The sequence below is a fragment of the Ruegeria sp. ABD4_443 genome (assembly GCF_056160865.1).
In genome coordinates, this window is the sequence record NZ_JBSWYA010000001.1 from 489,610 (window position 1) to 512,323 (window position 22,714).

Here is a 22,714-nt window from a genome sequence, read left to right on the forward strand (position 1 = left end):
CAAGTCGGTTCAGAAACTAGTTTACCGTTAAACTAATTTTCCGCACGCATCAATATCGCTCGGCGCGACATATGTGACGCTAGGTAAGATTGTGCCGCACAGAGGGATTTCAGCCTATACCCGCGAATTGTCAGCGGCTAGAACGGGATTGCCCCGCGCCGTCGGGACTGTGATTTCAATTGATTTCCAAGAGGGATGTCATGGCCAAGACACTCAAAGACCTTTTGCTCGCCCTGCTGAACGCAACCCTCATCCTGTTGGCACTTTGCCTGTTTCTGGGGTGGAAGCTGGCCCAATCGGTCGAAAACATTCGCGCGGGATTCGCAGAAAACCTTCAGGTCGTTGCGCCGTTGAAGGATCAGGCCCAGGGAATTCGCGGGGAACTGGCCGCTCTGCGCAGTGATCTGGACGCAATCCGGTCGCAAGGCGGCGTGGCGGACAGTGCAACCGCGCAAAAGCTGAACGCAACCCTTGCGCGCCTTGATGGGCTGGAGGACCGCATGTCCACGGCACAGGAACGCCTGGCGGGTCTGGCCGAAAAGCCCGAGGACCTGATTGATTACGCCATCACGACGACCGCCGATACCGTCACCGACCGTGTCCTGACGGTGCGTGGCTGCGAACCTGCGTCTTAACCCGCGGCCTGCAATTCGCGCACGGTCGCGCCGTATCCACCATTGCTGACATAGACGGCTTCAAGCTCGGTTGTTGGCCGCTCCAGCGCCGCATTGCGGTATGGGAAACGGCCGAATTTGCGGATCACTTCGCGATGTGCACGGGCATGCAAAAGGTTGCCGGGGCCCGATTGCGTCATGCGTTCGCACATCAGGCGCACACAGCGTTCCTGATCACACAGGCTTTCTGAATGCATCATCGGCAAGTAAAAGAACTGCCGTGCCGGTTCATCGATCTTGAGGTCCCAGCTTTTGTCGACCGCGCATTTTGCGGCGGCAAGGGCAACCTTGTCCGAGGCAAAAGCGCGGGCGCTGCCGCGGAACATGTTTCGTGGGAACTGGTCCATCAGGATGATATAGGCCAGCGATCCGCTGGGATATGTCAGCCACAGCGAAAACTTGCCATCGCAAGCCGCCCGCCAGGTTTCGAGAAAGCGGTCCCGGATCTGCGCATCCAGCGCGTCATCCTGCAGGTACCACCCCTCGGGGCCGACCTCATCCAACCAGAAACTCAGTACATCTTCAGGACCAACCATGCCCTTGACTCCGTCGTTGCCCTCCCCAGGGGCGTAAGGTCATATAAGTCCGTTTTACAAAAATGTTACAGTAACATATTGCAACACTGACGACATAATTCCGGCGCTCAGGCTGGTTCCTGCGCATCCAGCTCGTCCTGGGCGGCCTCGATGACGACTTCTTGGGCGACCTCAAGCGCAACCGGCGACGAGGTCGGCGAAATCGGAGCAATCGCGCCGGTTTCGTCAACCGGGACATAGGCCCGCTGGGTCATCCGGTACAGGGCGTATACCGCCATGACCAGCATCAGGACCGCGATGAACAGGAAGAACCCCGCCGGCCCCAGACCCGCATTGCCCATCAGCCAGCCGGTGATCAGCGGACCGGCGATGGCGCCCAGCCCGTTGATAAAGACCAGCCCACCCGAGGCAGCGGACATATCGTCATATTCCAGGTAGTCGTTGGTATAGGCGATCAGCAGCGAATAGAGCGGGCTGGTCATCCCGCCGATCAGGAATGCCCCAGCCAGCAGCACCGAGAAATTGGTTCCGTAAAGCATCCCGATGATTGCGCCGACCCCGCCGACAATGGCGATCAGGATGATCAGCAGGCGACGGTCCATCCGGTCCGATATCCATCCCAGCGGGTATTGCAGCAGCACTGCACCCACATAGAACGCGGCGACAAAGGTCGAAATCTCGACCAGCGTCAGGCCCGCCTGGGCACCGTAGACGGCGCTCATGCCGAATTGGGCCGAGAAGATGCCGCCCAGCAGGAACATGCCCACGCAGCCCAGCGGCGAGGTATCCATCAGCTTGCGCAGCGTCATGGGTTTGGTCGTGTCAAAGGCCGGTGTCGGTGAAATGGACAGAAGGATCGGCGCGAAGGACACCGAAACCAGGACCGATGCGATGACAAAGGTCTCGTACCCGGCCGGGTCCCCGACCAGCATCAACGCCTGGGCGCTGACGATACCGGTCATCTGCACGATCATGTACAGCGACAGCGCCTGTCCCCGGTTCTCGTTGCTGGCCGCGTTGTTGAGCCAGCTTTCGGCCGTCACATACACGCCCGAGAAACAGAACCCGATAAGCACCCGCCCCAGGGACCATGCGATCGGGTCCGTCAGCATCGGGTACATGATCATGACCGCCGAGATGAACGAGGCCAGCGCCGCGAAGACCCGAACATGCCCGACGCGCCGGATCATTTCGGGCGCAAGGCGCGACCCGCCGAGGAAGCCAACGAAATAGGCGGACATGACAAAGGACATCTGAAGGGTCGAGAACCCTTCGATTTCGCCGCGCACGCCCAGCAATGTGCCCTGCAACCCGTTGCCGACCATCAGCAACCCCATACCGAGCAGCAACGCCCACGCGCTGGAAAGAACCTGAATCATCGGGGCCTCCGAAAACTGTCTGACTTCCTTGGCGGTATCGGATCAAAACCGCCATGGTCGCGCTTGTCTACGACATTTGATGAATAAGGTCGGGTGAACGCGCCCTTCAGGGGATCAAAAGCGACGCATCCCCATAGGAAAAGAAGCGATACTGCCGGTTGATCGCGTGATCATACACATCGCGCATCCGGTCCTGCCCCATAAGCGCCGATACCAGCATCAGCAAAGTGGATTTGGGCAGGTGGAAATTTGTCATCAGCGCGTCGGTCACATGGAACTGGAAACCGGGATAGATGAAGATATCCGTATCGCCCTCCCATGGTTCGATCCTGCCGCTGCGGGCTGCGCTTTCGATCAGGCGCAAGGCGGTGGTGCCAACGGGTATCACCCGTCCCCCGGCATCCTGCGTTGCGCGTATTTCCTCTGCGGCCTGTTGGCTGACGCGCCCCCATTCGGAATGCATCTTGTGGGTGGTCACGTCCTCGACCTTGACCGGCAGGAATGTCCCGGCCCCGACATGCAGGGTGACATGGGTCATGCCGACACCGCGCGCGGCAAGCGATTGCAGCAGGTCCGCGTCAAAATGCAGTGACGCGGTCGGCGCGGCCACCGCGCCCGAATGCTTGGCCCAGACGGTCTGGTAATCGGTCTTGTCCTGCGCGTCGGCCGGGCGTTTGGCCGCGATATAGGGCGGCAGAGGCATGGCCCCGGCCTGTTCCAGCGCCGCGTCGAAATCATCGCCGGTCAGGTTGAACCGCAGAAAGGCCTGACCCTGCTCGACCCGCTCAAGTTCCGCGCTGAGATCGGTTGAAAACACGATCTCTTCGCCCGGCTTCACCTTTTTGAGCGGCTTGATCAGCGCGGCCCATGTTCCATCGGCCTGCGGGTCCAGCAAGGTCGCCTCGATCCCGGCCGAAACCGCACCTTGCGCGCTGTGCCGGTGACGCCGACCGCTCAGCCGGGCCGGAATCACGCGCGTATCGTTCAGAACCAACCGGTCACCCGGGCGCAGCCAACCGGGCAGGTCAGACACATGCTGGTCGTGAATATCATCGCCCTGGGCGACAAGCATGCGCGCCGACGACCGCGGGCTGGCGGGCCGGGTCGCGATCAGGGCCTCGGGCAGGTGAAAATCGAAATCGCTAAGCTTCATGGCCGCGCCATAACGCGCGCCGAGGGATTCGGCCACCGCTTGATGTCGGTGTCACCTGTCTTCGCCACGTGAGCCAAGGGATGGGTTCGACGGTGCCTCGGTGGCGGGTTGCGCAGGCGTCCCTTCGTCCGACACGGTTGGCGGCGGCGCGCGCATCAGGTTGCGCAGGAACAGGGGCGCCAGCCCCGACAGCGGGTTGACCGAAACATGCGGTGCGCTCAGCGGGCCCGCGAGCGTGTAGTTGAAGGCAAATATCCCCTCGCCCTTGCGGGTCAGAACGCTGCCGATCGCATTCACCAGATAGATCGGCGAAATCGCGCCGCGCAGGTTCAGGGTTCCTGCGACCGTGTCGACGGTGCCGTCAAAAGACAGGCCCATGGACGGCCCGACGGCACTGCCGCTGAGGATTTTGACGGCGGTCGGGGTGATCCGCATGCGGCTTTCGATGGTTGAGAAATAGATGCCCTGCCCGGCCATCTCGTCCAACAGCCCCACCAGGCTGATTGCGTTCAGCAACGCCGCCATCGCCGGGGCATCCTTGATCCGCGTGTTCCGAATTTCGAGGTTCAGGTCATAGTTGCCCGGCTCGGCCACCGGGTCGAGCTGCACCTCCAGCGCCCCGCCACGGGCCTGTGTCAGCAACCCGGCCGAGCGCAGCACCGCGCCCGCATCCTCCGAGGTCAGGCGTACGGCGCTGCGCGCGCCATCGGGTGACACGGTGCCTTGCAACGCGGCACCGCCATTGACCTGGGCCGAGAAATTGCCCTGCAATCCGCCGGTGGTCTGAAAATTGCCCTTCAGCCCGGTCAACGCCATTGTCTCGGTCACCTGCAACCGGTCCAGCGCCACGTCCAGCCGCGGACCGGCCCCGCCCGTCCCGCCAGTGCCCCCGCCGCCTTCGCCAAAGGTGGCCTGGCCCAGGTTCAGAACACCGCCCAGCACCCGAATATCGGGGGCCGCATCGCCGCGCCCGACCAATTCGGCCGGGACGGCCAGCCAATTGCCGATCTCGAACGAGCTGAAGCGTACCCGGTCCAGTTCGGCCCCGTCGCGAAAGGAAATCGAGGCCGCGCTGCGCAGCCCGGCGGTGTCGATCCGCAACGCATCGACGGCCAACTGATCGCCCAGCGTGGCCTCGGTCGTCATCGTGCCAAGACTTCCCGCGGACTTGCGCCACCCCAGTTCGGGGATCGCCAGCGCCACGCCCGCAAGGTCCGATTGCGCGGTCAGGCGGGGCGGCGCATCCGCGCCCAGCCCCAGTTCGAACTGCGCCACGCCCTGCCCGGTCAGCATCCCCTGCGGCAACCCGGCATTGATCTGCTGCATCAGACGCGGCGACAACTCGATCTCTCCGACCAGGTGGCTGCGCTGTGCGGTATCGCCGCCAATGGGCTGGCGCCATTGCGCCATGACCGGGACCGCCCCGAACAGGCCATCGCCCTGGATCGAAACACCGGACTGGTCCCCTGACAGGCTGAGGTCCGGCGCTGTGATGGTCGTCCCCGGCACCAGCCGGTCGGTGCTAAGGCCATCTAGCTCGCCCGTGAAGTGAAACCGCGTGTCCGCCAGCTTAAGCCCCTTGATCAGCGGCAGCGACAATGTTCCGTTCAACGAAACCCGCCCCTCGGCCAGATCAACAGGCAGGTTCGCTTTGGTCAAAAGCTGCAAAGGCGCGCGATCCAGCAAGGAAAGGGCGGCGGTGACGGCGCCACGCGCCTGAATACGGGCAATGCCGGGCGTGTCCTTCTTGATGCTGGTATCGGGAATGATGAAGGACGTGCCCGAGGCATCCACCGCCCCGCCCTTATCGGCGATCACTACGCCCTTATGCGCAGTGACCGTAAAACGCCTGTCGATCAAGCTGGCCTGCCCCTGCGCGTCCTGAAGATGGGGCAACGTTTTTGCAAAACGCAGACGCGCCTTGTCGAAATCGAAATCCACATAGATGTCAGGCTTTTCCCCCGGCCTGAGGCGCAGGGCGAAATCAAGGTCCTTCATCTCGCCTTCATACAGGTTCTCGGTCACCCACAGGCGCGGCTTGGGGGCCAGCTTGGGCGGCCAGTAGCGCTGCACATTGTCCAGGTCCATCTGGTCGATATGGGCATCCAGATCAACGCTCCACCCCGCAGGTGAGCCGACCAGTTCTCCCTCTGCGTGCAGCCGATGCGCGCCATCCTCGACCGAAACCTGACCAAGGTGCAGACGGAAGGGCGACAGTTTCATCTGAAAGTCCAGATCGGCGCGCGCCAGGTCCAGCGTTTCGGTAAACAGGTCGGCGGGGTTGATGCGGATGCCGGTCAGGCGAAACTGGGCCGCCATGCTGTCAAGCACGCCGCTTTCGATACCGCTCAGAAAGGCCCGACCATCGGCCTGTACCGACCCCCAGGCTGAATCCACCGACACCTCGTTGAAATCCAGGGCCTGTTGCGCCGGATCATAGGTGAAATAGGTCCGCGCCGACCTGAAGGGCACCGGCCGTGTTTCCGGGGTCGGCTGCACCGCCCCGGCGCCAAGGTTCAGTGTCGCAAAAACCGGGCCAATCGCGCCCTGCCCGTCGATGCTGCCGCGCAGGGCGCCCGAGATGGGGGCCCTGAGCACCTGCAACCAGGCAAGCGCCGGGGTCTGGCCCGCGATATCTTCGGCTGGCAGGTCGGTGATCGAAACCCCGAACTGCGCCTCGGGGGCGCCCAGGGTGCTGGTATAGTTTGCCTCGATCGCGCTGACATAGTCGCGCCCGGCCAGAACGGAAAACCCCGTGGCCAGCCGCACCGTGCCCCCGTCGCGCGTGGCCTGAATATGCCCGCCATCCAGAACCCAGGACCGGCCCAGCCGCAAATCCTGATAATCCAGCGTAATCGCGTCCAGCTCGACCGATGTCAGAGCCGACAGGGCTGGCGATTGAAACACCGAGTCAAATTGCTCGATCAGTTGGGCGAGGTTGGGCGCACTGCGGACCGGCGTGCTGCCTGACCCGACGGCCAGCGACAGCGCCCCGTCCTGATCGCGGGTCAGCGCGATTTGCGCCCCGTTCAGCATGATGCGCTTGGCGCGCACATGGCCGCGCAACAGGGGGCGCATCGCAAGGCTGGCCTGCATGTCCGAAACCTGGGCGATCTGGCGGTCGTCGGCGTCACTGATGCTGACATCGGTCAGTCGCAGCCGCGGGCGCCAGTCCTTGTGAACCACAAGGCTGACATCGCCGAACCGGACCTGCAAACCGCCGGTTGCGCTTTCCAGCCGCGCCTCGACCCGGTCGCGCAGCCACGGCGGGGCATGCACCCGCTGGCCCAGCACCACGACCCCGACCATCAGGGCCAACAGCAAAAGAAAGCCACCGCCCCACATGCCCGCAATTCGGCGGCGGGACCGGCGCCGCGGCCTGTCTTTGCCCGCCTGCAGGTCCCTATCGTGGTCGGTTTCGTTCAATTTGCTTTCCACACCTTCCAACCTGCCCGCGCCGCCCTATGATACGGCAAACCCGTAACGAACCATGACCGGAGCCGCATTATGCCCGACATTTCAGACATTGCCCCCGATTTCACCCTGCCGCGCGACGGCGGGGGTCAAATAAGCCTGTCGGCGCTGCGCGGCAATCCCGTTGTCCTGTTTTTCTATCCCCGCGATGATACGCCGGGCTGTACCAAGGAATCCATCGGTTTCTCAGCGCAACTTCAGGCCTTTGCGGATGCCGGAGCACAGGTATTCGGCATCTCGCGCGACAGTGTTGCCAAGCACGACAAATTCGTTGCCAAGCACAACCTGACCACGCCGCTGCTGTCGGATGAGGGATCGACGGTTTGCGAGGATTACGGGGTCTGGGTTGAAAAGAACATGTACGGCCGCAAGTCGATGGGGATACAGCGCACCACGTTTCTGATCGACGCCGAAGGCCGCATTGCGCAGGTCTGGCGCAAGGTCAAGGTTCCCGGACATGTCGATGCGGTGCTCGACGCCGTGCGGGCGCTGTGACGCGCCCACTCGACCCGGCTGCGCAATCGGTTTAGTCACCGGCGCGAAAACACAGAAAGACAGGTGCCGACGTGCCCAAGACACTGACCCAGATGGCCACCGAGGTGCTGAACACCGCAGATGGCCGTGAAAAAACCGCGTTGTCCAACCGATATGCCAAAGCCTGGTTTGCGGCGCGCGCAGGCGACGCACCGGCCATCGAAATCGGGACAGCGACGCCCCCCGACATGCCCGCCCGACCGCAAGCGCCCGAGCTTTTGTCGCCCCGCGACGTGCCCAAGCGCAAGCCCGGGACCGAAGCGGGACGGATCGCCCTGCTGCATGCCGTCGCTCATATCGAGTTGAACGCGGTCGATCTGCACTGGGACATCATTGCCCGGTTCGGACATGTGCCCATGCCGATCGGATTTCACGATGACTGGGTCAAATCCGCTGCCGAAGAATCAAAACATTTCAATCTTGTATGCGACTGTCTTGAACAGCTCGGCAGTTTCTACGGGGCGCTGCCCGCACATGCGGGCATGTGGCGCGCCGCCGAAGACACCGCCCATGATCTGATGGGGCGGCTGGCCGTCGTTCCCATGGTGCTTGAGGCGCGCGGGCTGGATGTCACACCGGGCATGATAGACCTGTTCCGCAAAGCCGGGGCCGATCAGGCCGTCCAGGCGCTTGAGGTGATCTATGCCGAAGAGGTCGGGCATGTGGCCTATGGATCGAAATGGTTTCATTTCCTGTGCGGTCGCGAAAATGCCGACCCCAAGGACGTGTTCCACGACCTGGTGCGGCGCTATTTTCACAGCACGCTCAAACCGCCCTTCAACGAGGAAAAGCGGGCCGAGGCCGGGTTGCCACCCGATTTCTATTGGCCGCTGACCGAGGACCTGCCCCCGGCAGAAACCGCCGACAAGTGACCAAACACGCGCAGTTTCGGCAATTTCCCGCCGAGATTTCGCGGGTTTGACAGGTCAAAGCGCGTTACTTGTGCAACAAACTTGCTCAATCGTCCCGGTCCGACTATGCACATCGCCCAAGGGCGGCGCGGCAAAGCACTCACAACCGGCCCGAGTCTTGGGGATGATTAGAGGGAAGACGCGTGCGAACACGTCTGGGAATCAAATTTCACTCACTGCTGGAACGGCACTTTCCGGAACGCAGGGTATTTCTGAAATCCGACACCGACACCCGGTTTATCCGGCTGAGTTCCGAGACGCAGATCGTTGCCGTCACGGGCGTCACCGTCATCATCGCCTGGACCGCCGTCGCCACCGCGATCCTGCTGATGGACAGCATCGGGTCAGGCAATTTCCGCGAACAGGCCAAACGGGATCAGGCGACCTATCAGGAACGGCTGAACATCCTGTCATCCGAACGCGACGCCCGCGCAGCCGAGGCTTTGGCCGCGCATGACCGGTTCAACGCAGCGCTTGACCAGATTTCGGCAATGCAATCCGAGCTTTTGAAATCGGAAACGCGCCGCCGCGAGCTGGAAACCGGAATTGACGTCATCCAGACCACCCTGCGCGCCACGATGAAACAGCGTGAAGATGCGCGTCTGGAACTGGCCGAGGTGCAAAGCGAAGCCGAAGATGGCGGCATGTACCAAACGGCGGCTGTTGACCCGGCCCAGATGGGGTTCATGACCGGCGCGCTGGCCAAAACAGCCGCGGAACGCGACCAGATCGCAGCCGATGCGCAACAGGCGTTGGACCAGCGCGACGAGCTTGAGCTGGAAATCCGCCTGATGCAGGAACGCAGCGACGAGATTTTCCGGCAACTGGAAGAGGCCATGGTGATCTCGGTCGAACCGCTGGACAAGATGTTCCGCCAGGCCGGGATGCCGACCGATCGCATCCTTGACGAAGTTCGGCGCGGATATAGCGGTATGGGCGGTCCGCTGACCCCTTTATCCTTCAGCACACGCGGTGAGGAACTGACCCCCGACCAGATCCGCGCAAATACCCTGCTGCAACAGATGGACCAGTTGAACCTGTATCGTATTGCGGCGGAAAAGGCCCCCTTCGCCAGCCCGGTGCGGGACGCAGTTCGGTTCACCAGCGGCTTTGGCACCCGGCGCGACCCCAAGACGGGTGGCCGGCGCATGCATAACGGGGCCGATTTCGCAGGCGCGCAGGGCACCGACATCTTTGCGACCGCCGATGGCGTCGTCACCCATGCGGGCTGGCAATCGGGCTTTGGCCGGTTGGTCAAGATAAAACATGCCTTCGGGATTGAGACACTTTACGCTCATAACACCAAGATCAGGGTAAAGGTTGGCCAAAGGGTCTCGCGCGGGGATCATATTGCTGATATGGGTAGCACCGGACGGTCGACCGGCACGCATCTGCACTATGAGGTGCGCGTGAACGGAAAACCCGTAAATCCAATGACTTACATCAAGGCTGCGAGAAATGTTTTCTAAGAGCAAAATCAACGAGCCCGCACCCAAGGCACCCGAGGCGGCCAAACCCGCCGCAGCGGCGACCCCGGCGGCCCCTGCCCCGACCGAGACCAAGGCCAGCACGCCGCCCAAGCCCAAACCGCCTGCGTCGGTTCTGTCGTCTGATCTGCATATCACCGGCAACATCAAGACCACCGGCGACATCCAGGTCGAAGGCACGGTCGAGGGCGACATCCGCGCCCACCTGCTGACCATCGGCGAAACCGCGACCATCAAGGGCGAGGTCACCGCTGATGACGTTGTGATCAATGGCCGGATCGTTGGCCGCGTGCGTGGGCTCAAGGTCCGTCTGACCTCGACCGCGCGGGTCGAAGGCGACATCATCCACAAGACCATCGCCATCGAAAGCGGTGCGCATTTCGAAGGGTCGGTCCAACGTCAGGACGATCCGCTGAACCCCGGTCGCAGCGCCAAGGCCGGTGCCAACCCGGCGGCCGAAGTCAAACAGTAACATCGCCCAGTGCGATTGACGCGAAACGCCGTGGGGTTGCCCCTGCGGCGTTTTCTTTTTGGTCAGCCCCCGGCCCCTGCCGATCCCGGTATCTGCCCCGGTGATTGCAGTTTCACCGCCGCGCGGTTCACGCTAGGGTCAGCCAATGACGATATTTCTTGCCATAGTGGCGCTGATCGCCGGGATCGTGGGGTTTCGTATCTGGACGCGGAAACAGGCGCGCCAGACGCTTCTGGCAGCACCCCTGACGGCGGAACAGCGGGCCCTGATCCTGTCGCAGGTTCCGATCCTGCGACGGATTCCCGCCGCGTTGAACGCCCGGCTGGAAGGCAAGATCAACCTGTTTCTGGATCAGGTTCAGTTCCACGGCTGTGACGGTCTGGACGTGACCGAGGAAATGCGCCTGTCGATTGCGGCGCAGGCCTGTTTGCTGGTGGCAAATAACGACCTGTGGTATTCAAACCTGACCACTGTTCTTATCTACCCCAACGCGTTCAAGTCGCGCCAGGCCCGGCACAGCGGCTATGTCGTGACCGAGAAAGAGGTCGTGCGCACCGGCGAAAGCTGGGACCGGGGGCCGGTGATCCTGTCCTGGGCCCACAGCCGGATGGGCGCGCTGAACGACCATGATGGGCAGAACGTCGTGTTCCACGAATTTGCCCACCAGATCGACGACCTGTCGGGCGGGACAAACGGCGTACCCGTTCTGGCACCGGGTCAAAGCTTTGCCGAGTGGGAACATGTGTTCCTGACTGCCTATGACGATCATGTGCACGCGGTTCAGGCAGGGCGCCCGACCCTTATCGACCCCTATGGGGCCGAAGGTCACGAAGAGTTCTTTGCCGTCGCTGTCGAAGTGTTCTTTGAAAAGCCGCGCGCACTGAAATCGGCCCACTCTGCGGTCTATGGCCAACTGGCCAAACTGTTCGGGCTGGACCCGGCCCAATGGCAGGCAGATGGCTGAGCAAGCCGTGTAGCGCCGTTGCGCCTGAATTTCCCCGTGCTGAAAAGCTGTGCCAGCAGATACACTTGGGCTAGACTGCATGTCATTTGGATTTCAGGAGGTGATTTCATGTCACAGAAACTATTGGCCGAATTTTTCGGCACGTTCTGGCTGGTTCTCGGGGGGTGCGGCAGCGCGGTCCTGGCGGCTGGCGTTGCAGATGTGGGCATCGGCTGGCTGGGCGTGTCGTTTGCCTTTGGCCTGACGGTGCTGACCATGGCCTTTGCGGTGGGCCACATCTCGGGCGGGCATTTCAACCCGGCGGTCAGCCTGGGCCTGATGATTGGCGGACGGTTTCCGGCCAAGGACCTTATCCCCTATTGGGTGGCACAGGTCGTGGGCGCAATCGTCGCCGCGGCGGTCCTGTACCTGATCGTCAGCGGCGCCCCCGGTTTTGAGGGCGTGGGCGGATTTGCCTCGAACGGGTATGGCGAGGCTTCGCCGCAGGGGTATTCCATGATGTCTGCCCTGGTGATCGAGATCGTTCTGACCGCGTTTTTCATCGTGATCATCCTGGGCGCGACATCGGACCGGGCACCTGCGGGCTTTGCGCCCATCGCAATTGGCCTGGGGCTGACGCTGATCCACCTGATCTCGATCCCGGTGACCAACACCTCGGTGAACCCGGCGCGGTCGACCGGTGTGGCGCTGTTTGCCGACGGCCCGGCGCTGGCGCAGCTTTGGCTGTTCTGGGTGGCGCCATTGGTGGGCGGCGCCATCGGGGCCGTCATCTGGAAACTTATGGCGCCCGATGACTGAGGTCTGAACCACGATGGAACAGCACATGGCACCGCCCAAGGGCGGTGCCATTGCATCGGCCGGGGCGCATTGATCCGCACAGGCCACACATCCCGAAAGATCGCCCGGCCAAGGGACTTGGCGGTTGCCATGGCCGCGGCAAAGACGGAACCTTGGCCATGATGTCTGAAAGTCCCGGTTCATGACCCCCCGGCCCAAGTTCAAACGGCCTGCATCCGCGATCCCCGCGGCCACGGGGGTGATTGCGGTGCTGACCATCCCGGTGGCGCATTATCTTTGGCCGCGGATGCCCGGCGTGTCGGACCGTGACCAGACCGTCCTGTTTTGCCTGACGGTGTTCGCCGTACTGGCCCTGTCAGAGCTGTTTCTGGCCAGGATTTTGCAACGGTCGGGCAGCGGGCTTGTATTCCGCCCCGCGGCCTATTCGGACCCGCGATACCTTGCGGATCTGGGGGTCAAGCTGGTCGGGCTGGCGGCAAGCTTTGGTCTGCTGGCCCTGTTCTATTTCACTGCCGATCTTTACCGGGACGATTGGTACAGCCCCTTTTTCTCGCTGCTGGGTGACTATTGGGTGGTGCTGCTTGCCGTCGTTTTGACAACGGTCTGCGGGGTGCATTTTGCCATGCGCCACCCGCGTGACGGGATGTGGCATCTGGGGCGCGTGGTCCTGACGCTTGGGCAGGGCTCGCTGCGGGCGCGCGGGCTGAAATCCTATTTGCTGGCGCTGGTAATCAAAGGGTATTTCCTGCCGTTGATGTTCTGCTACCTGGTCTATGACTGGTCATTCCTACAGACACGGTCCCTGTGGCACGCCACCGGTTTCGTTGACATCTATCAATACCTCTACCGGTTTGCCTTTTTCTTTGACCTGACAATCGTGGTCATTGGCTACGCCACCGCGACACGCCTGCTGGTTTCGCATATCCGCTGGACCGAGGCGACCGTGGGCGGCTGGCTGGTCTGCGTGATCTGCTATGCGCCGTTCTGGCAACTGATGTCGCGCAGCTATTTCGACTATACCGAAGACGGGTTTGCCTGGGGCACGTGGCTTTGGGATTACCCGGTTCTGTACGGCCTGTGGGGCGGTACGATCCTGTTGCTACTGTCGATCTATTGCCTGACCGCGGCCCGGATGGGGTTGCGGTTTTCGAACCTGACCTATCGCGGCCTGGCCTGCGACTTTCCCTATAACATAAGCAAGCACCCGTCATACATCAGCAAGAACCTGACATGGTGGCTGATCTCGATCCCGTTCATCGCGGCCGATTTCTGGACCGGGGTGGCAAATTGCCTGGCTTTGCTGGGGGTCAACGGGATCTATTTCCTGCGCGCCTGGCACGAGGAACGGTGCCTGTCGCGCGCGCCGTCCTACCGGGCCTATAAGCGCCATGTTGACCGGCATGGCCTGGTGGCCCGCATCCGGTCCAAACTGTCCGCTGGCGGGGACCGCGCGCAGCGACAGGTCAATTGACCCCGCCGCGTTGACGGATTGCCCTGACGCGGAAGGACCGGCACCCTGACGGGGGCCGGTATTCGGGTCACTCGATCACGGTGACCTTTTTCATAATGTCGGGCTGTCCGATCACGGCGCCGTTGGGCCCGGTTCCGCGCTTGATCGCGTCGACCACCTCCATACCGTCTGTCACTTCGCCGATCACAGTATATTGCCCGTTCAGCGAAGGCGCTGGCGCGAACATGATGAAGAACTGCGAATTGGCGCTGTTGGGATCGCTTGCGCGGGCCATGCCGACCACGCCACGCTCGTAGGGCACATCGGAAAACTCGGCCGTCAGGTCCGGGCGGTCCGACGCGCCGGTTCCAGCGCGGCGCATGTCGCCGCCCAGCTTGCCGTATTCGACATCGCCCGTCTGCGCCATAAAGCCTTCGATCACCCGGTGAAACACGACGTCGTCATATTTGCCGTCACGGGCCAGAGCGGTGATCTGCTCGACATGACCGGGCGCCACGTCCTCGAAGAGGTCGATGGTTATGGTGCCGTTGGCCCCCTCGCCTTCGACGTCAATCTGCAATCCGGTTGCCAGCGCGGGGCTGGCAAGCAGAGTGAACGCAATGGCCAGCTTACGCATCTGCGGCCACCTTGACACTGATCATCCGGTCGGGGCTTGCTGGCGGCTCGCCGCGCACGATGGCATCGACATGTTCCATCCCCTCGATGACGCGGCCGTAAACCGTGTACTGTCCGTTCAGGAAATGGTTGTCGCTGAAATTGATGAAGAACTGCGAGTTTGCCGAGTCGGGGTTGGCCGAGCGCGCCGCGCCCAACGTGCCGCGATCATGCGGCAGCTTCGAGAACTCGGCCGGTACGTTCGGCAGCGACGACCCACCGGTGCCCGCCATGCGAATGTTGAACCCGTCTTCCATGTCGCCGTGCTGAACATCGCCGGTCTGCGCCATGAACCCGTCGATCACCCGGTGAAACGCCACGTTGTCATACTCTCCGCCGCGAGCCAGTTCCTTCATGCGCGCGCTGTGCTGCGGGGCCACGTCCGGCAGCAGTTCGATGACAACATTGCCGCCCTTCAGTTCGATGATGATTGTGTTTTCGGGATCCTTGATCTCGGCCATCTGGCCCTCCTGTCGATTTGTCTTGCGCAAATACCTATGCGCCGGACGCGCGAAAGCCAAGTGACGCATTGACCTGAGGGCAAAATGCAGGAAAAGAACCGCCTATCAACTGTTGCAACGGGCGAGGGTAACACGATGGGCTGGAAATCACTGGATGATATGGACCTGAACGGCAAGCGCGTGATGGTGCGCGTGGATATCAACGTACCGGTCGCGGACGGTGTGGTTACCGATGACACCCGCATACAACGGATCGTCCCGACGATCCGCGATATTCTTGCGGCAGGCGGCAAACCGATCCTTCTGGCCCATTTTGGCCGCCCGGGCGGCGAGCGCCGGCAGAACCTGTCGCTGCGCCAGCTGGTGCCCGCATTGGAATCCGCTTTTGGCACCAAGGTCCGCTTTGGCGATGATTGCGTCGGGTACGAGGCCGAAACCGCCGCGGCCAACCAAAGCGCAGGCGAGGTTCTGCTGCTGGAAAACACCCGCTTTCACGCCGAGGAAACGCAAAACAGTCTGAACCTGGCCAAGGGAATGGCCAAGATGGGTGACGTCTATTGCAACGATGCGTTTTCGGCGGCGCACCGCGCGCATGCCTCGACCGAGGCGCTGGCCCGCCTGTTGCCTGCCTGTGCAGGCCGCCTGATGCAGCAAGAGCTGAGCGCGCTGGAATCCGCGCTGGGTGACCCCAAACGGCCTGTCACGGCCGTTGTCGGCGGCGCAAAGGTTTCCACCAAGCTGGACCTGCTGGGCAATTTGATCGAGAAAGTCGACAACCTGGTGATCGGCGGCGGCATGGCCAACACCTTTCTTGTCGCCAAGGGGCTGGACGTGGGCAAGTCGCTGGCCGAACACGCAATGACCGAGACCGCGGCCGACATCCTGGCCCGGGCAGGGTCGGCCGGTTGCCGCATCGTCCTGCCGGTCGACATCGTCACCGCCAAGGAATTCGAGGCCAATGCGCCGCACCAGGTTCTTGCCGCAGATCAGTGCCCCGCAGACAGCATGATCCTGGATGCCGGGCCCGAAAGCGTCGCCATGATTTGCGAGATTTTCGAGCAAAGCCAGACATTGATCTGGAACGGCCCGCTGGGCGCGTTTGAGCTGACGCCGTTCGACGCCGCAACCAACGCAGCCGCCCTGAAGGCCGCCGAACTGACCCGCGCCGGCACGCTGATCTCGGTCGCCGGTGGCGGCGATACCGTTGCCGCGCTTAACGCGTCGGGCGCGGCCAGCGACTTTTCCTATATCTCGACGGCGGGCGGTGCGTTCCTGGAGTGGATGGAAGGCAAGACCTTGCCCGGCGTTGCCGCGCTGGAACAGTAAGGCCGCGCCAGTTTGCTTGTCCCGGGGCGGCGGCGCGTCGCCCCGGACTCAGGCCGCAACTTTTTGCATTTTCAGGGATTCACATGGCGAATCACCTGTGACATAGTGCCGGAAGATGCCCGCCAAAGGGCACGTTTCGAGGCAGTATTCATACGGCGGTAACAGAGTGACCCGTTCTCATCGGCCCGGTTTGGGCTCAGTTGCATTCTTTGCGGTGGCCTTCATGCTGGGTGTCTATTTCACCTTTGCCGCCGTCCAGGGCGATTACGGCCTGTTCCGCCGCGTCGAAATCGCCGCCGAGCGGGACGCGCTGTCGCGGGACCTTGCCGCCCTGAGCAGCGAAATCGCCCAGATGGAGAACCTGACCCGCCGCTTGTCGGACACCTATCTGGACCTTGACTTGCTGGATCAGCAGGCCCGTTCGATCCTTGGCATGATCCGCGCCGACGAAATCGTCATCCGCTGATCGCAATACCGGGGCGCACCCGGTGGTCACTTTGGCAGGTCATACCCAAAGGCGTCGATCTCGGCGGCAAAGACCTCGGCCACGCGATCAACGTTGGGGTGGCTCCAATCCTCGCCGTAGAAGACATCGAACCCGCGCGACTTCCGAATACCCGACTTGGCCCGCACCGCCCCGATGGTCACGCCGTCCAGCCCCTGTTCGGTCAAAAACGCGCTCAGGTCATCTGCCAGGTTTTCAAACCGCAAAACCCTGTCGACCGCTATGTTTCCATCAATCGAATACAATCTGAAATCCGAAAAGAAATTCAGCTGTTTCTGACAGAACCGTGCAAACATCTGCTGAGGTTTCGTGACCTCGATCCCGCGCTGATGCATCCAGAAATAGAAGGCCGACACCGCCTTGTCCCACGGGTTTCTTTCGACGCAAAAGCTGGTACAGCCTTCGGCCAGATCGGACAGGTAGCCATTGACGACGTCCAGGCCATTATGCGGCTGACGGGCGCGGACCTCGCCGTTGGACCTTTCCCGCAACAGCCGTACCGAGTCCTTGACGATCGGACGCTTGCCCTTGCGCTGCGCCTCTTCCTCGGGTGTCAGCGGCGAGGCGAAATCGCCCTTTTTCAGGTGCTGCCCCAACGCAATTTCAATCGACGTGCCGCCCGTCTTCTTGGTCTTGATGAACACCAGACCCGGGTCGCGAAGGATCATCATTTCAGGGACATCTCCGGCAGGAACAATTTGCCGGACACAGTGCCACCGAAAAGCGCAACTTGTAAGCGGCAGACAGCCCGAAATCAGGAATTCCGCGCGGCTATAGCCTGCGGGTAACACCGCCGCTTACCGCTGCGTCACATTTCCCCTCGCCAGATCGGCTGAAATGCTTTAAGTGATAGTTTAACGCTAAACTATCTTGCCGGAAGGGGGAGATCGCCACGATGGCCGCGCGAAAAACCACAAAGAAACCAAACGTTTCTGCGGAAGAGCTTAAGACCTATTACCGTGAAATGCTGTTGATCCGGCGATTCGAAGAGAAGGCCGGTCAGCTTTATGGCATGGGCCTGATCGGCGGGTTCTGCCACCTTTACATCGGCCAGGAGGCCGTTGTCGTCGGGCTTGAGGCCGCCGCACGCGAAGGCGACAAGCGGATCACCTCTTACCGCGATCACGGCCACATGCTGGCCTGCGGCATGGACCCCGGCGGCGTGATGGCCGAACTGACCGGACGCGAAGGCGGCTTGTCCAAGGGCAAGGGCGGCTCGATGCACATGTTCTCGAAGGAAAAGCATTTCTACGGCGGACACGGCATCGTGGGTGCGCAGGTGCCGCTGGGCGCGGGTCTGGCCTTTGCTGACAAGTACAAGGAAAACGGCGGCGTGACCTTTACCTATTTCGGGGATGGCGCCGCGAACCAGGGCCAGGTCTATGAGACATTCAACATGGCCGCTATCTGGGACCTGCCGGTGATCTTCGTGATCGAGAATAACCAATACGCCATGGGAACGTCGCAGGCGCGGTCGACCTCGACCAAGGATATCTATCACCGGGGCGAGGCGTTCGGCATTCCGGGCGAGATCGTCAACGGCATGGACGTGATGGCCGTCAAGGCCGCCGGTGAAAAGGCCGTGGCCCACTGCCGCGCAGGCAAAGGCCCCTATATCCTTGAGGTCAAGACCTATCGCTATCGCGGCCACTCGATGTCCGACCCGGCCAAGTACCGCACCCGCGAAGAGGTTCAGAAGGTCCGCGAACAGAGCGATCCGATCGAACATGTGCGCGAACTGCTGCTGACCGGCAAACACGCGACCGAGGATGACCTGAAGGCGATCGACAAAGAGATCAAAGAGGTCGTCAACCAGGCCGCCGAATTCTCGAAAGAAAGCCCCGAGCCGTCGCTGGACGAGCTCTGGACAGATATCTACGCCTGAGAGGACGAATAAGACATGGCAACCGAAATTCTCATGCCCGCCCTTTCGCCCACAATGGAAGAGGGCACACTGGCCAAGTGGCTGGTCAAGGAAGGCGACACCGTATCGTCCGGCGACATCATGGCCGAGATTGAAACCGACAAGGCCACGATGGAGTTCGAGGCCGTTGACGAAGGCATCGTCGGCAAGATCCTGATCGCCGAGGGCACCGAAGGGGTCAAGGTGAACACCCCCATCGCGGTGCTGGTGGAAGAAGGCGAAGACGCCTCTGCCCTGCCCGCATCTGCCCCCGCAGCAGCGCCCGAGGCCGCCCCGGCTGCGGCCCCCGCCCCCGCAGCGACCGCCGCAGCACCTGCCGCTCCGGTTGTGGACCTGTCGCCCGACTGGCCCGCCGATGCCGAGATGAAGTCCGAAACCGTCCGCGAAGCGCTGCGTGACGCGATGGCCGAGGAAATGCGCGGTGACGAAGACGTCTATCTGATGGGCGAAGAAGTCGCCGAGTATCAGGGCGCCTACAAGATTTCCCAAGGCCTGTTGGACGAGTTCGGCGCCAAGCGCGTCATCGACACTCCGATCACCGAGCATGGCTTTGCCGGTATCGCAGTTGGTTCGGCCTTTGGTGGCCTGAAACCCATCGTCGAGTTCATGACCTTCAACTTCGCCATGCAGGCGATTGACCAGATCATCAACTCGGCCGCCAAGACGCTTTATATGTCCGGTGGTCAGATGGGCTGTCCCATCGTGTTCCGTGGCCCCAACGGTGCGGCGGCGCGTGTGGCCGCGCAGCACAGCCAGGATTACGCCGCATGGTACATGCAGATCCCCGGCCTGAAGGTTGTCATGCCCTACTCGGCGGCTGACGCCAAAGGCCTGCTGAAATCGGCGATCCGCGACCCCAACCCGGTGGTTTTCCTGGAAAACGAAATCCTCTATGGGCGGTCCTTCGACGTCCCGCAGGTGGATGACCTGGCCATCCCGCTGGGCAAGGCCCGCATCTGGCGCGAAGGCTCGGACGTGACCATCGTCAGCTTTGGCATCGGCATGCAATACGCTCTGGAAGCCGCCGACAAACTGGCCGAGGACGGCATCAGCGCCGAGGTCATCGACCTGCGCACCATCCGCCCGATGGATACCGGTGCGATCATCAACTCGGTGATGAAGACCAACCGTCTGGTCACGGTGGAAGAAGGCTGGCCGCAAGGTTCGGTCGGCAGCTACATCAGCTCGGTCGTGATGCAGGAAGCGTTCGATTATCTCGACGCACCGGTCATCAACTGCACCGGCAAGGATGTTCCGATGCCCTATGCCGCGAACCTCGAAAAGCTGGCCCTGATCACCACTGATGAGGTGATCGAAGCCGTCAAACAAGTGACCTACCGGTAAGGAGCGACAGACAGATGCCCACCGAAATCCTGATGCCCGCCCTTTCACCGACGATGGAGGAAGGCACCCTTGCCAAATGGCTGGTCAAGGAAGGCGACACCGTTTCCTCTGGTGACCTGCTGGCCGAGATCGAAACCGACAAGGCCACGATGGAGTTCGAGGCCGTTGACGAAGGCACCATCGGCAAGATCCTGATCCCCGAAGGCTCTGAGGGCGTCAAGGTCAACACCGCCATCGCGGTTCTGCTGGAAGATGGCGAAAGCGCCGATGACATCGCGGCCGCGCCAGCCACGGCACCTGCGGCGGCGCCAGCTGCCGCTGCGGGCAACGAGGCTGCCGCGCCAGCGGCACCCGAGGCGCCCGCCCCTGCTCCGGCGGCACCGGCCAAGGCCGATGGCGGTCGTATCTTCGCCTCACCGCTGGCCCGTCGCATCGCGGCGCAAAAGGGCCTTGATCTGGCACAGATCTCCGGCTCCGGTCCGCATGGCCGTATCGTCAAGGCAGATGTCGAAGGCGCAACAGCAACCGCTGCGGCCCCCGCATCCGCACCCGCTGCGGCCGCCCCGGCAGCCGCAACCCCGGCCGGTCCGTCAGCAGACGCAGTCGCCAAGATGTACGAAACTCGCGACTACGAAGAAATCAAGCTGGACGGGATGCGCAAGACCATTGCCGCGCGCCTGTCCGAGGCCAAGCAGACCATTCCGCATTTCTATCTGCGCCGTGATATCAAGCTGGACGCGCTGCTCAAGTTCCGCAGCCAGTTGAACAAGCAGCTGGAAGGCCGGGGCGTCAAGCTCAGCGTCAATGACTTTATCATCAAGGCGGTCGCCAACGCGCTGCAACAGGTTCCCGAATGCAACGCCGTCTGGGCAGGCGACCGGGTGCTGCAACTGAAACCATCCGATGTGGCCGTCGCAGTCGCCATCGAAGGCGGTCTGTTCACGCCGGTCCTGCAGGATGCCGACACCAAGTCGCTGTCGGCCCTGTCGACCGAAATGAAAGACCTCGCCTCGCGCGCCCGCGACCGCAAGCTGGCCCCGCATGAATATCAGGGGGGCACTTTCGCGGTCTCGAACCTGGGCATGTTCGGCATCGACAATTTCGATGCCATCGTGAACCCGCCGCATGCCGGTATCCTGGCGGTTGGCACGGGCCTGAAAAAGCCGGTTGTCGGCGATGACGGAGAGTTGACGGTCGCCACGGTCATGTCCGTCACGATGTCGGTGGATCACCGGGTCATCGACGGGGCGCTGGGTGCCCAGCTGTTGCAAGCCATCGTCGAAAACCTGGAAAACCCGATGGTGATGCTGGCCTAGACCCATCCGAATATGAAACATAAAAAAGGCCGCCTCGAACCTTCGAGGCGGCCTTTTTCGTTTATGCGCTTTGGCTTACTGGTCCTTGCCCAACATATGATCCATCGAAATCGCGGGCTGGTCACAGCCTGAATCGCCAACGATCTTGGCGGGAATACCAGCAACCGTCTTGCAAGGCGGAACCGCCTGCAACACCACGGAACCGGCGGCAATACGGCTGCAATGCCCGATCTCGATATTGCCCAGCACCTTGGCGCCGGCACCGATCAGTACCCCGTCACCGATTTTCGGGTGGCGGTCTTCTTCTTCCTTGCCGGTCCCGCCCAGTGTCACCGAATGCAGCATCGACACATTATCACCGACCACCGCGGTTTCGCCGATGACGATGGAATGGGCGTGGTCGATCATGATCCCTTTGCCGATCTTGGCAGCCGGGTGAATATCGATCCCGAATATCTCGGACGAGCGCATCTGGAAGAAATACGCCAGATCATGCCGGCCCTTCCGCCACAGCCAATGGCCCACGCGGTAGGCCTGCATCGCCTGGTACCCTTTGAAGTACAGGATCGGCTGCAGCAGGCGATGGCAGGCCGGGTCGCGTTCGTATACCGCGTTCAGGTCCGCCCGCGCGGCTTCGATCAGGCCGTGATCGTCAGCATAGGCTTCGTCCACGATCTCGCGCAGAACCATCATAGACATTTCGTTCGAACACAGCTTGGCCGAAATCCGATAGGACAAGGCCCGCTTGAGGCTTTTGTGATGCAAAATACAGGCATGCACCAAACCGCCCATCAGCGGTTCATCCTCGACAGCGGCCTGCGCTTCGGCTGTGATGCGATCCCATACCGGATCGACGGGGGTTACATGCGTGCGCGTTTCGAACATGGCTTTGATCCTTTGCTGCACCTAGAATAGCCATCTAGGGCCAAAAAGGCCAAACGCAAACCCTTGATGTGTTACACAACAAAAAATGAACGAGTCCCAACTGCACCATTTCGGCGGCTTGATCCGGCCGCCAGCAGGTGCGTCAGCTGCGCCGCCGGTTGAGGTTGAATCGCACGAGGTGCCGCAGAACCGTTTCGAAACACATGCAATAATCCGGATCGTCGAATCCCGGCTCGTCCGCCAGCGGCCTGGTGCGCGCCGCGGCCATCAACGACCCGTTGCCGAACAGCGGATGCAGTCGGCCGGTTTTCAGAACGTGCCGATCCGCCGCTTCCGCCTCGGCGATCAACCGGCGGCAATACCCGTCGCGACTGCGCGGCGGCAGGGTCAGCAGAACCCTGGCCGCCGCACTGACATCACCATGAAGCAGAGGGCGCATCCCGGCG

At 62.0% G+C, this 22,714-nt stretch carries 22 protein-coding genes; 13 read left to right on the forward strand and 9 right to left on the reverse strand.

All coding sequences use genetic code 11. From position 1 onward, the window contains the following. Positions 1-200: 200 nt before the first annotated feature. Positions 201-635, forward strand: coding sequence for a hypothetical protein (locus tag ACXAG8_RS02445; protein ID WP_475221859.1), 435 nt, complete (start codon positions 201-203; stop codon positions 633-635). Here the strand turns inward: ACXAG8_RS02445 and ACXAG8_RS02450 are convergent. The 4 genes from ACXAG8_RS02450 to ACXAG8_RS02465 form a co-directional block, all read right to left on the reverse strand. Next, complete coding sequence (locus tag ACXAG8_RS02450; RefSeq protein WP_475221860.1) at positions 632-1,210, reverse strand: DUF924 family protein; 579 nt, start codon at positions 1,208-1,210, stop codon at positions 632-634. The two genes, ACXAG8_RS02445 and ACXAG8_RS02450, sit on opposite strands and share 4 nt — an antisense overlap. Positions 1,211-1,317: 107 nt before the next feature. Next, positions 1,318-2,589, reverse strand: a complete 1,272-nt coding sequence (locus tag ACXAG8_RS02455) for an MFS transporter (RefSeq protein WP_475221862.1) — start codon at positions 2,587-2,589, stop codon at positions 1,318-1,320. A 106-nt stretch (positions 2,590-2,695) separates the two neighbouring features. After that, the gene (gene queA, locus ACXAG8_RS02460; protein WP_475221863.1) at positions 2,696-3,742 is read right to left on the reverse strand and encodes a tRNA preQ1(34) S-adenosylmethionine ribosyltransferase-isomerase QueA; all 1,047 of its coding nucleotides are present in this window, start codon (positions 3,740-3,742) and stop codon (positions 2,696-2,698) included. A gap of 51 nt (positions 3,743-3,793) precedes the next feature. Continuing rightward, positions 3,794-7,180 (reverse strand): YhdP family protein, encoded by a 3,387-nt coding sequence (locus tag ACXAG8_RS02465; protein WP_475221865.1) that lies wholly within the window; start codon positions 7,178-7,180, stop codon positions 3,794-3,796. 69 nt (positions 7,181-7,249) lie between these two features. On the opposite strand from ACXAG8_RS02465, the gene ACXAG8_RS02470 reads away from it, so the two are divergent. The 7 genes from ACXAG8_RS02470 to ACXAG8_RS02500 all read left to right on the forward strand — a co-directional run bounded on the left by ACXAG8_RS02470 (position 7,250) and on the right by ACXAG8_RS02500 (position 13,853). Continuing rightward, the gene (locus tag ACXAG8_RS02470; RefSeq protein ID WP_475221868.1) at positions 7,250-7,711 is read left to right on the forward strand and encodes a peroxiredoxin; all 462 of its coding nucleotides are present in this window, start codon (positions 7,250-7,252) and stop codon (positions 7,709-7,711) included. A gap of 92 nt (positions 7,712-7,803) precedes the next feature. Beyond that, on the forward strand, positions 7,804-8,622 hold the full coding sequence (locus tag ACXAG8_RS02475; protein ID WP_475222402.1) for a ferritin-like domain-containing protein: 819 nt from the start codon (positions 7,804-7,806) through the stop codon (positions 8,620-8,622). Between the two features lie 182 nt (positions 8,623-8,804). Next, entirely contained in the window at positions 8,805-10,130 is a 1,326-nt protein-coding gene (locus ACXAG8_RS02480) for a DUF5930 domain-containing protein (RefSeq protein WP_475221870.1), read from the forward strand. After that, positions 10,120-10,620, forward strand: a complete 501-nt coding sequence (locus ACXAG8_RS02485) for a bactofilin family protein (RefSeq protein ID WP_475221872.1) — start codon at positions 10,120-10,122, stop codon at positions 10,618-10,620. The genes ACXAG8_RS02480 and ACXAG8_RS02485 overlap by 11 nt, the downstream gene beginning before the upstream one ends. Positions 10,621-10,765: 145 nt before the next feature. Continuing rightward, on the forward strand, positions 10,766-11,584 hold the full coding sequence (locus tag ACXAG8_RS02490; RefSeq protein ID WP_475221873.1) for a M90 family metallopeptidase: 819 nt from the start codon (positions 10,766-10,768) through the stop codon (positions 11,582-11,584). A 108-nt stretch (positions 11,585-11,692) separates the two neighbouring features. After that, positions 11,693-12,382, forward strand: coding sequence for an aquaporin Z (gene aqpZ, locus ACXAG8_RS02495; RefSeq protein ID WP_475221874.1), 690 nt, complete (start codon positions 11,693-11,695; stop codon positions 12,380-12,382). 181 nt (positions 12,383-12,563) lie between these two features. Next, positions 12,564-13,853: a hypothetical protein gene (locus tag ACXAG8_RS02500; RefSeq protein WP_475221876.1), complete on the forward strand. Its 1,290-nt coding sequence runs from the start codon at positions 12,564-12,566 to the stop codon at positions 13,851-13,853. A 67-nt stretch (positions 13,854-13,920) separates the two neighbouring features. Here the strand turns inward: ACXAG8_RS02500 and ACXAG8_RS02505 are convergent, their stop codons facing one another. Together ACXAG8_RS02505 and ACXAG8_RS02510 are read right to left on the reverse strand one after the other, a co-directional pair. Next, positions 13,921-14,469, reverse strand: coding sequence for a peptidylprolyl isomerase (locus tag ACXAG8_RS02505; RefSeq protein ID WP_475221877.1), 549 nt, complete (start codon positions 14,467-14,469; stop codon positions 13,921-13,923). Then, positions 14,462-14,968: a peptidylprolyl isomerase gene (locus ACXAG8_RS02510; RefSeq protein ID WP_475221879.1), complete on the reverse strand. Its 507-nt coding sequence runs from the start codon at positions 14,966-14,968 to the stop codon at positions 14,462-14,464. The genes ACXAG8_RS02505 and ACXAG8_RS02510 overlap by 8 nt, the downstream gene beginning before the upstream one ends. A 135-nt stretch (positions 14,969-15,103) precedes the next feature. On the opposite strand from ACXAG8_RS02510, the gene ACXAG8_RS02515 reads away from it, so the two are divergent. After that, a complete protein-coding gene (locus ACXAG8_RS02515; RefSeq protein WP_475221880.1) occupies positions 15,104-16,294 on the forward strand; it encodes a phosphoglycerate kinase in 1,191 nt (396 codons plus the stop codon). Between the two features lie 166 nt (positions 16,295-16,460). Beyond that, entirely contained in the window at positions 16,461-16,760 is a 300-nt protein-coding gene (locus ACXAG8_RS02520) for an FtsB family cell division protein (protein ID WP_475221881.1), read from the forward strand. Between the two features lie 26 nt (positions 16,761-16,786). Here the strand turns inward: ACXAG8_RS02520 and ACXAG8_RS02525 are convergent, their stop codons facing one another. Continuing rightward, positions 16,787-17,470 carry a hypothetical protein gene (locus ACXAG8_RS02525; RefSeq protein WP_475221882.1) on the reverse strand — a complete coding sequence of 228 codons (684 nt, stop codon included), beginning with the start codon at positions 17,468-17,470 and terminating at the stop codon, positions 16,787-16,789. Positions 17,471-17,694: 224 nt separating this feature from the next. On the opposite strand from ACXAG8_RS02525, the gene pdhA reads away from it, so the two are divergent. Genes pdhA through ACXAG8_RS02540 form a run of 3 tightly spaced genes read left to right on the forward strand, consistent with a single transcriptional unit; the run spans position 17,695 to position 21,383 of the window. Continuing rightward, the gene (pdhA, locus tag ACXAG8_RS02530; RefSeq protein WP_475221883.1) at positions 17,695-18,684 is read left to right on the forward strand and encodes a pyruvate dehydrogenase (acetyl-transferring) E1 component subunit alpha; all 990 of its coding nucleotides are present in this window, start codon (positions 17,695-17,697) and stop codon (positions 18,682-18,684) included. A gap of 15 nt (positions 18,685-18,699) precedes the next feature. Beyond that, positions 18,700-20,067 (forward strand): pyruvate dehydrogenase complex E1 component subunit beta, encoded by a 1,368-nt coding sequence (locus ACXAG8_RS02535; RefSeq protein WP_475221884.1) that lies wholly within the window; start codon positions 18,700-18,702, stop codon positions 20,065-20,067. Between the two features lie 14 nt (positions 20,068-20,081). Continuing rightward, positions 20,082-21,383: a pyruvate dehydrogenase complex dihydrolipoamide acetyltransferase gene (locus ACXAG8_RS02540; RefSeq protein ID WP_475221885.1), complete on the forward strand. Its 1,302-nt coding sequence runs from the start codon at positions 20,082-20,084 to the stop codon at positions 21,381-21,383. Positions 21,384-21,458: 75 nt separating this feature from the next. On the opposite strand, the gene cysE is transcribed toward ACXAG8_RS02540, so the two are convergent. After that, positions 21,459-22,268, reverse strand: coding sequence for a serine O-acetyltransferase (cysE, locus tag ACXAG8_RS02545; protein WP_475221886.1), 810 nt, complete (start codon positions 22,266-22,268; stop codon positions 21,459-21,461). Between the two features lie 142 nt (positions 22,269-22,410). After that, on the reverse strand, positions 22,411-22,707 hold the full coding sequence (locus ACXAG8_RS02550; protein WP_475221888.1) for a DUF7742 family protein: 297 nt from the start codon (positions 22,705-22,707) through the stop codon (positions 22,411-22,413). Between the last annotated feature and the right edge of the window lie 7 nt (positions 22,708-22,714).

What these genes read in the sequence shown, in the direction of transcription:
- ACXAG8_RS02550 (WP_475221888.1), bottom strand. Translation starts at nt 22,707, where the DNA reads ATGCGCCCTCTGCTTCATGGTGATGTCAGTGCGGCGGCCAGGGTTCTG.
- ACXAG8_RS02510 (WP_475221879.1), bottom strand. Translation starts at nt 14,968, where the DNA reads ATGGCCGAGATCAAGGATCCCGAAAACACAATCATCATCGAACTGAAG.
- ACXAG8_RS02470 (WP_475221868.1), top strand. Translation starts at nt 7,250, where the DNA reads ATGCCCGACATTTCAGACATTGCCCCCGATTTCACCCTGCCGCGCGAC.
- ACXAG8_RS02450 (WP_475221860.1), bottom strand. Translation starts at nt 1,210, where the DNA reads ATGGTTGGTCCTGAAGATGTACTGAGTTTCTGGTTGGATGAGGTCGGC.
- aqpZ (WP_475221874.1), top strand. Translation starts at nt 11,693, where the DNA reads ATGTCACAGAAACTATTGGCCGAATTTTTCGGCACGTTCTGGCTGGTT.
- queA (WP_475221863.1), bottom strand. Translation starts at nt 3,742, where the DNA reads ATGAAGCTTAGCGATTTCGATTTTCACCTGCCCGAGGCCCTGATCGCG.
- ACXAG8_RS02525 (WP_475221882.1), bottom strand. Translation starts at nt 17,470, where the DNA reads ATGATGATCCTTCGCGACCCGGGTCTGGTGTTCATCAAGACCAAGAAG.
- ACXAG8_RS02500 (WP_475221876.1), top strand. Translation starts at nt 12,564, where the DNA reads ATGACCCCCCGGCCCAAGTTCAAACGGCCTGCATCCGCGATCCCCGCG.
- ACXAG8_RS02490 (WP_475221873.1), top strand. Translation starts at nt 10,766, where the DNA reads ATGACGATATTTCTTGCCATAGTGGCGCTGATCGCCGGGATCGTGGGG.
- ACXAG8_RS02505 (WP_475221877.1), bottom strand. Translation starts at nt 14,469, where the DNA reads ATGCGTAAGCTGGCCATTGCGTTCACTCTGCTTGCCAGCCCCGCGCTG.
- ACXAG8_RS02535 (WP_475221884.1), top strand. Translation starts at nt 18,700, where the DNA reads ATGGCAACCGAAATTCTCATGCCCGCCCTTTCGCCCACAATGGAAGAG.
- cysE (WP_475221886.1), bottom strand. Translation starts at nt 22,268, where the DNA reads ATGTTCGAAACGCGCACGCATGTAACCCCCGTCGATCCGGTATGGGAT.
- ACXAG8_RS02515 (WP_475221880.1), top strand. Translation starts at nt 15,104, where the DNA reads ATGGGCTGGAAATCACTGGATGATATGGACCTGAACGGCAAGCGCGTG.
- ACXAG8_RS02445 (WP_475221859.1), top strand. Translation starts at nt 201, where the DNA reads ATGGCCAAGACACTCAAAGACCTTTTGCTCGCCCTGCTGAACGCAACC.
- pdhA (WP_475221883.1), top strand. Translation starts at nt 17,695, where the DNA reads ATGGCCGCGCGAAAAACCACAAAGAAACCAAACGTTTCTGCGGAAGAG.
- ACXAG8_RS02455 (WP_475221862.1), bottom strand. Translation starts at nt 2,589, where the DNA reads ATGATTCAGGTTCTTTCCAGCGCGTGGGCGTTGCTGCTCGGTATGGGG.
- ACXAG8_RS02475 (WP_475222402.1), top strand. Translation starts at nt 7,804, where the DNA reads ATGGCCACCGAGGTGCTGAACACCGCAGATGGCCGTGAAAAAACCGCG.
- ACXAG8_RS02485 (WP_475221872.1), top strand. Translation starts at nt 10,120, where the DNA reads ATGTTTTCTAAGAGCAAAATCAACGAGCCCGCACCCAAGGCACCCGAG.
- ACXAG8_RS02540 (WP_475221885.1), top strand. Translation starts at nt 20,082, where the DNA reads ATGCCCACCGAAATCCTGATGCCCGCCCTTTCACCGACGATGGAGGAA.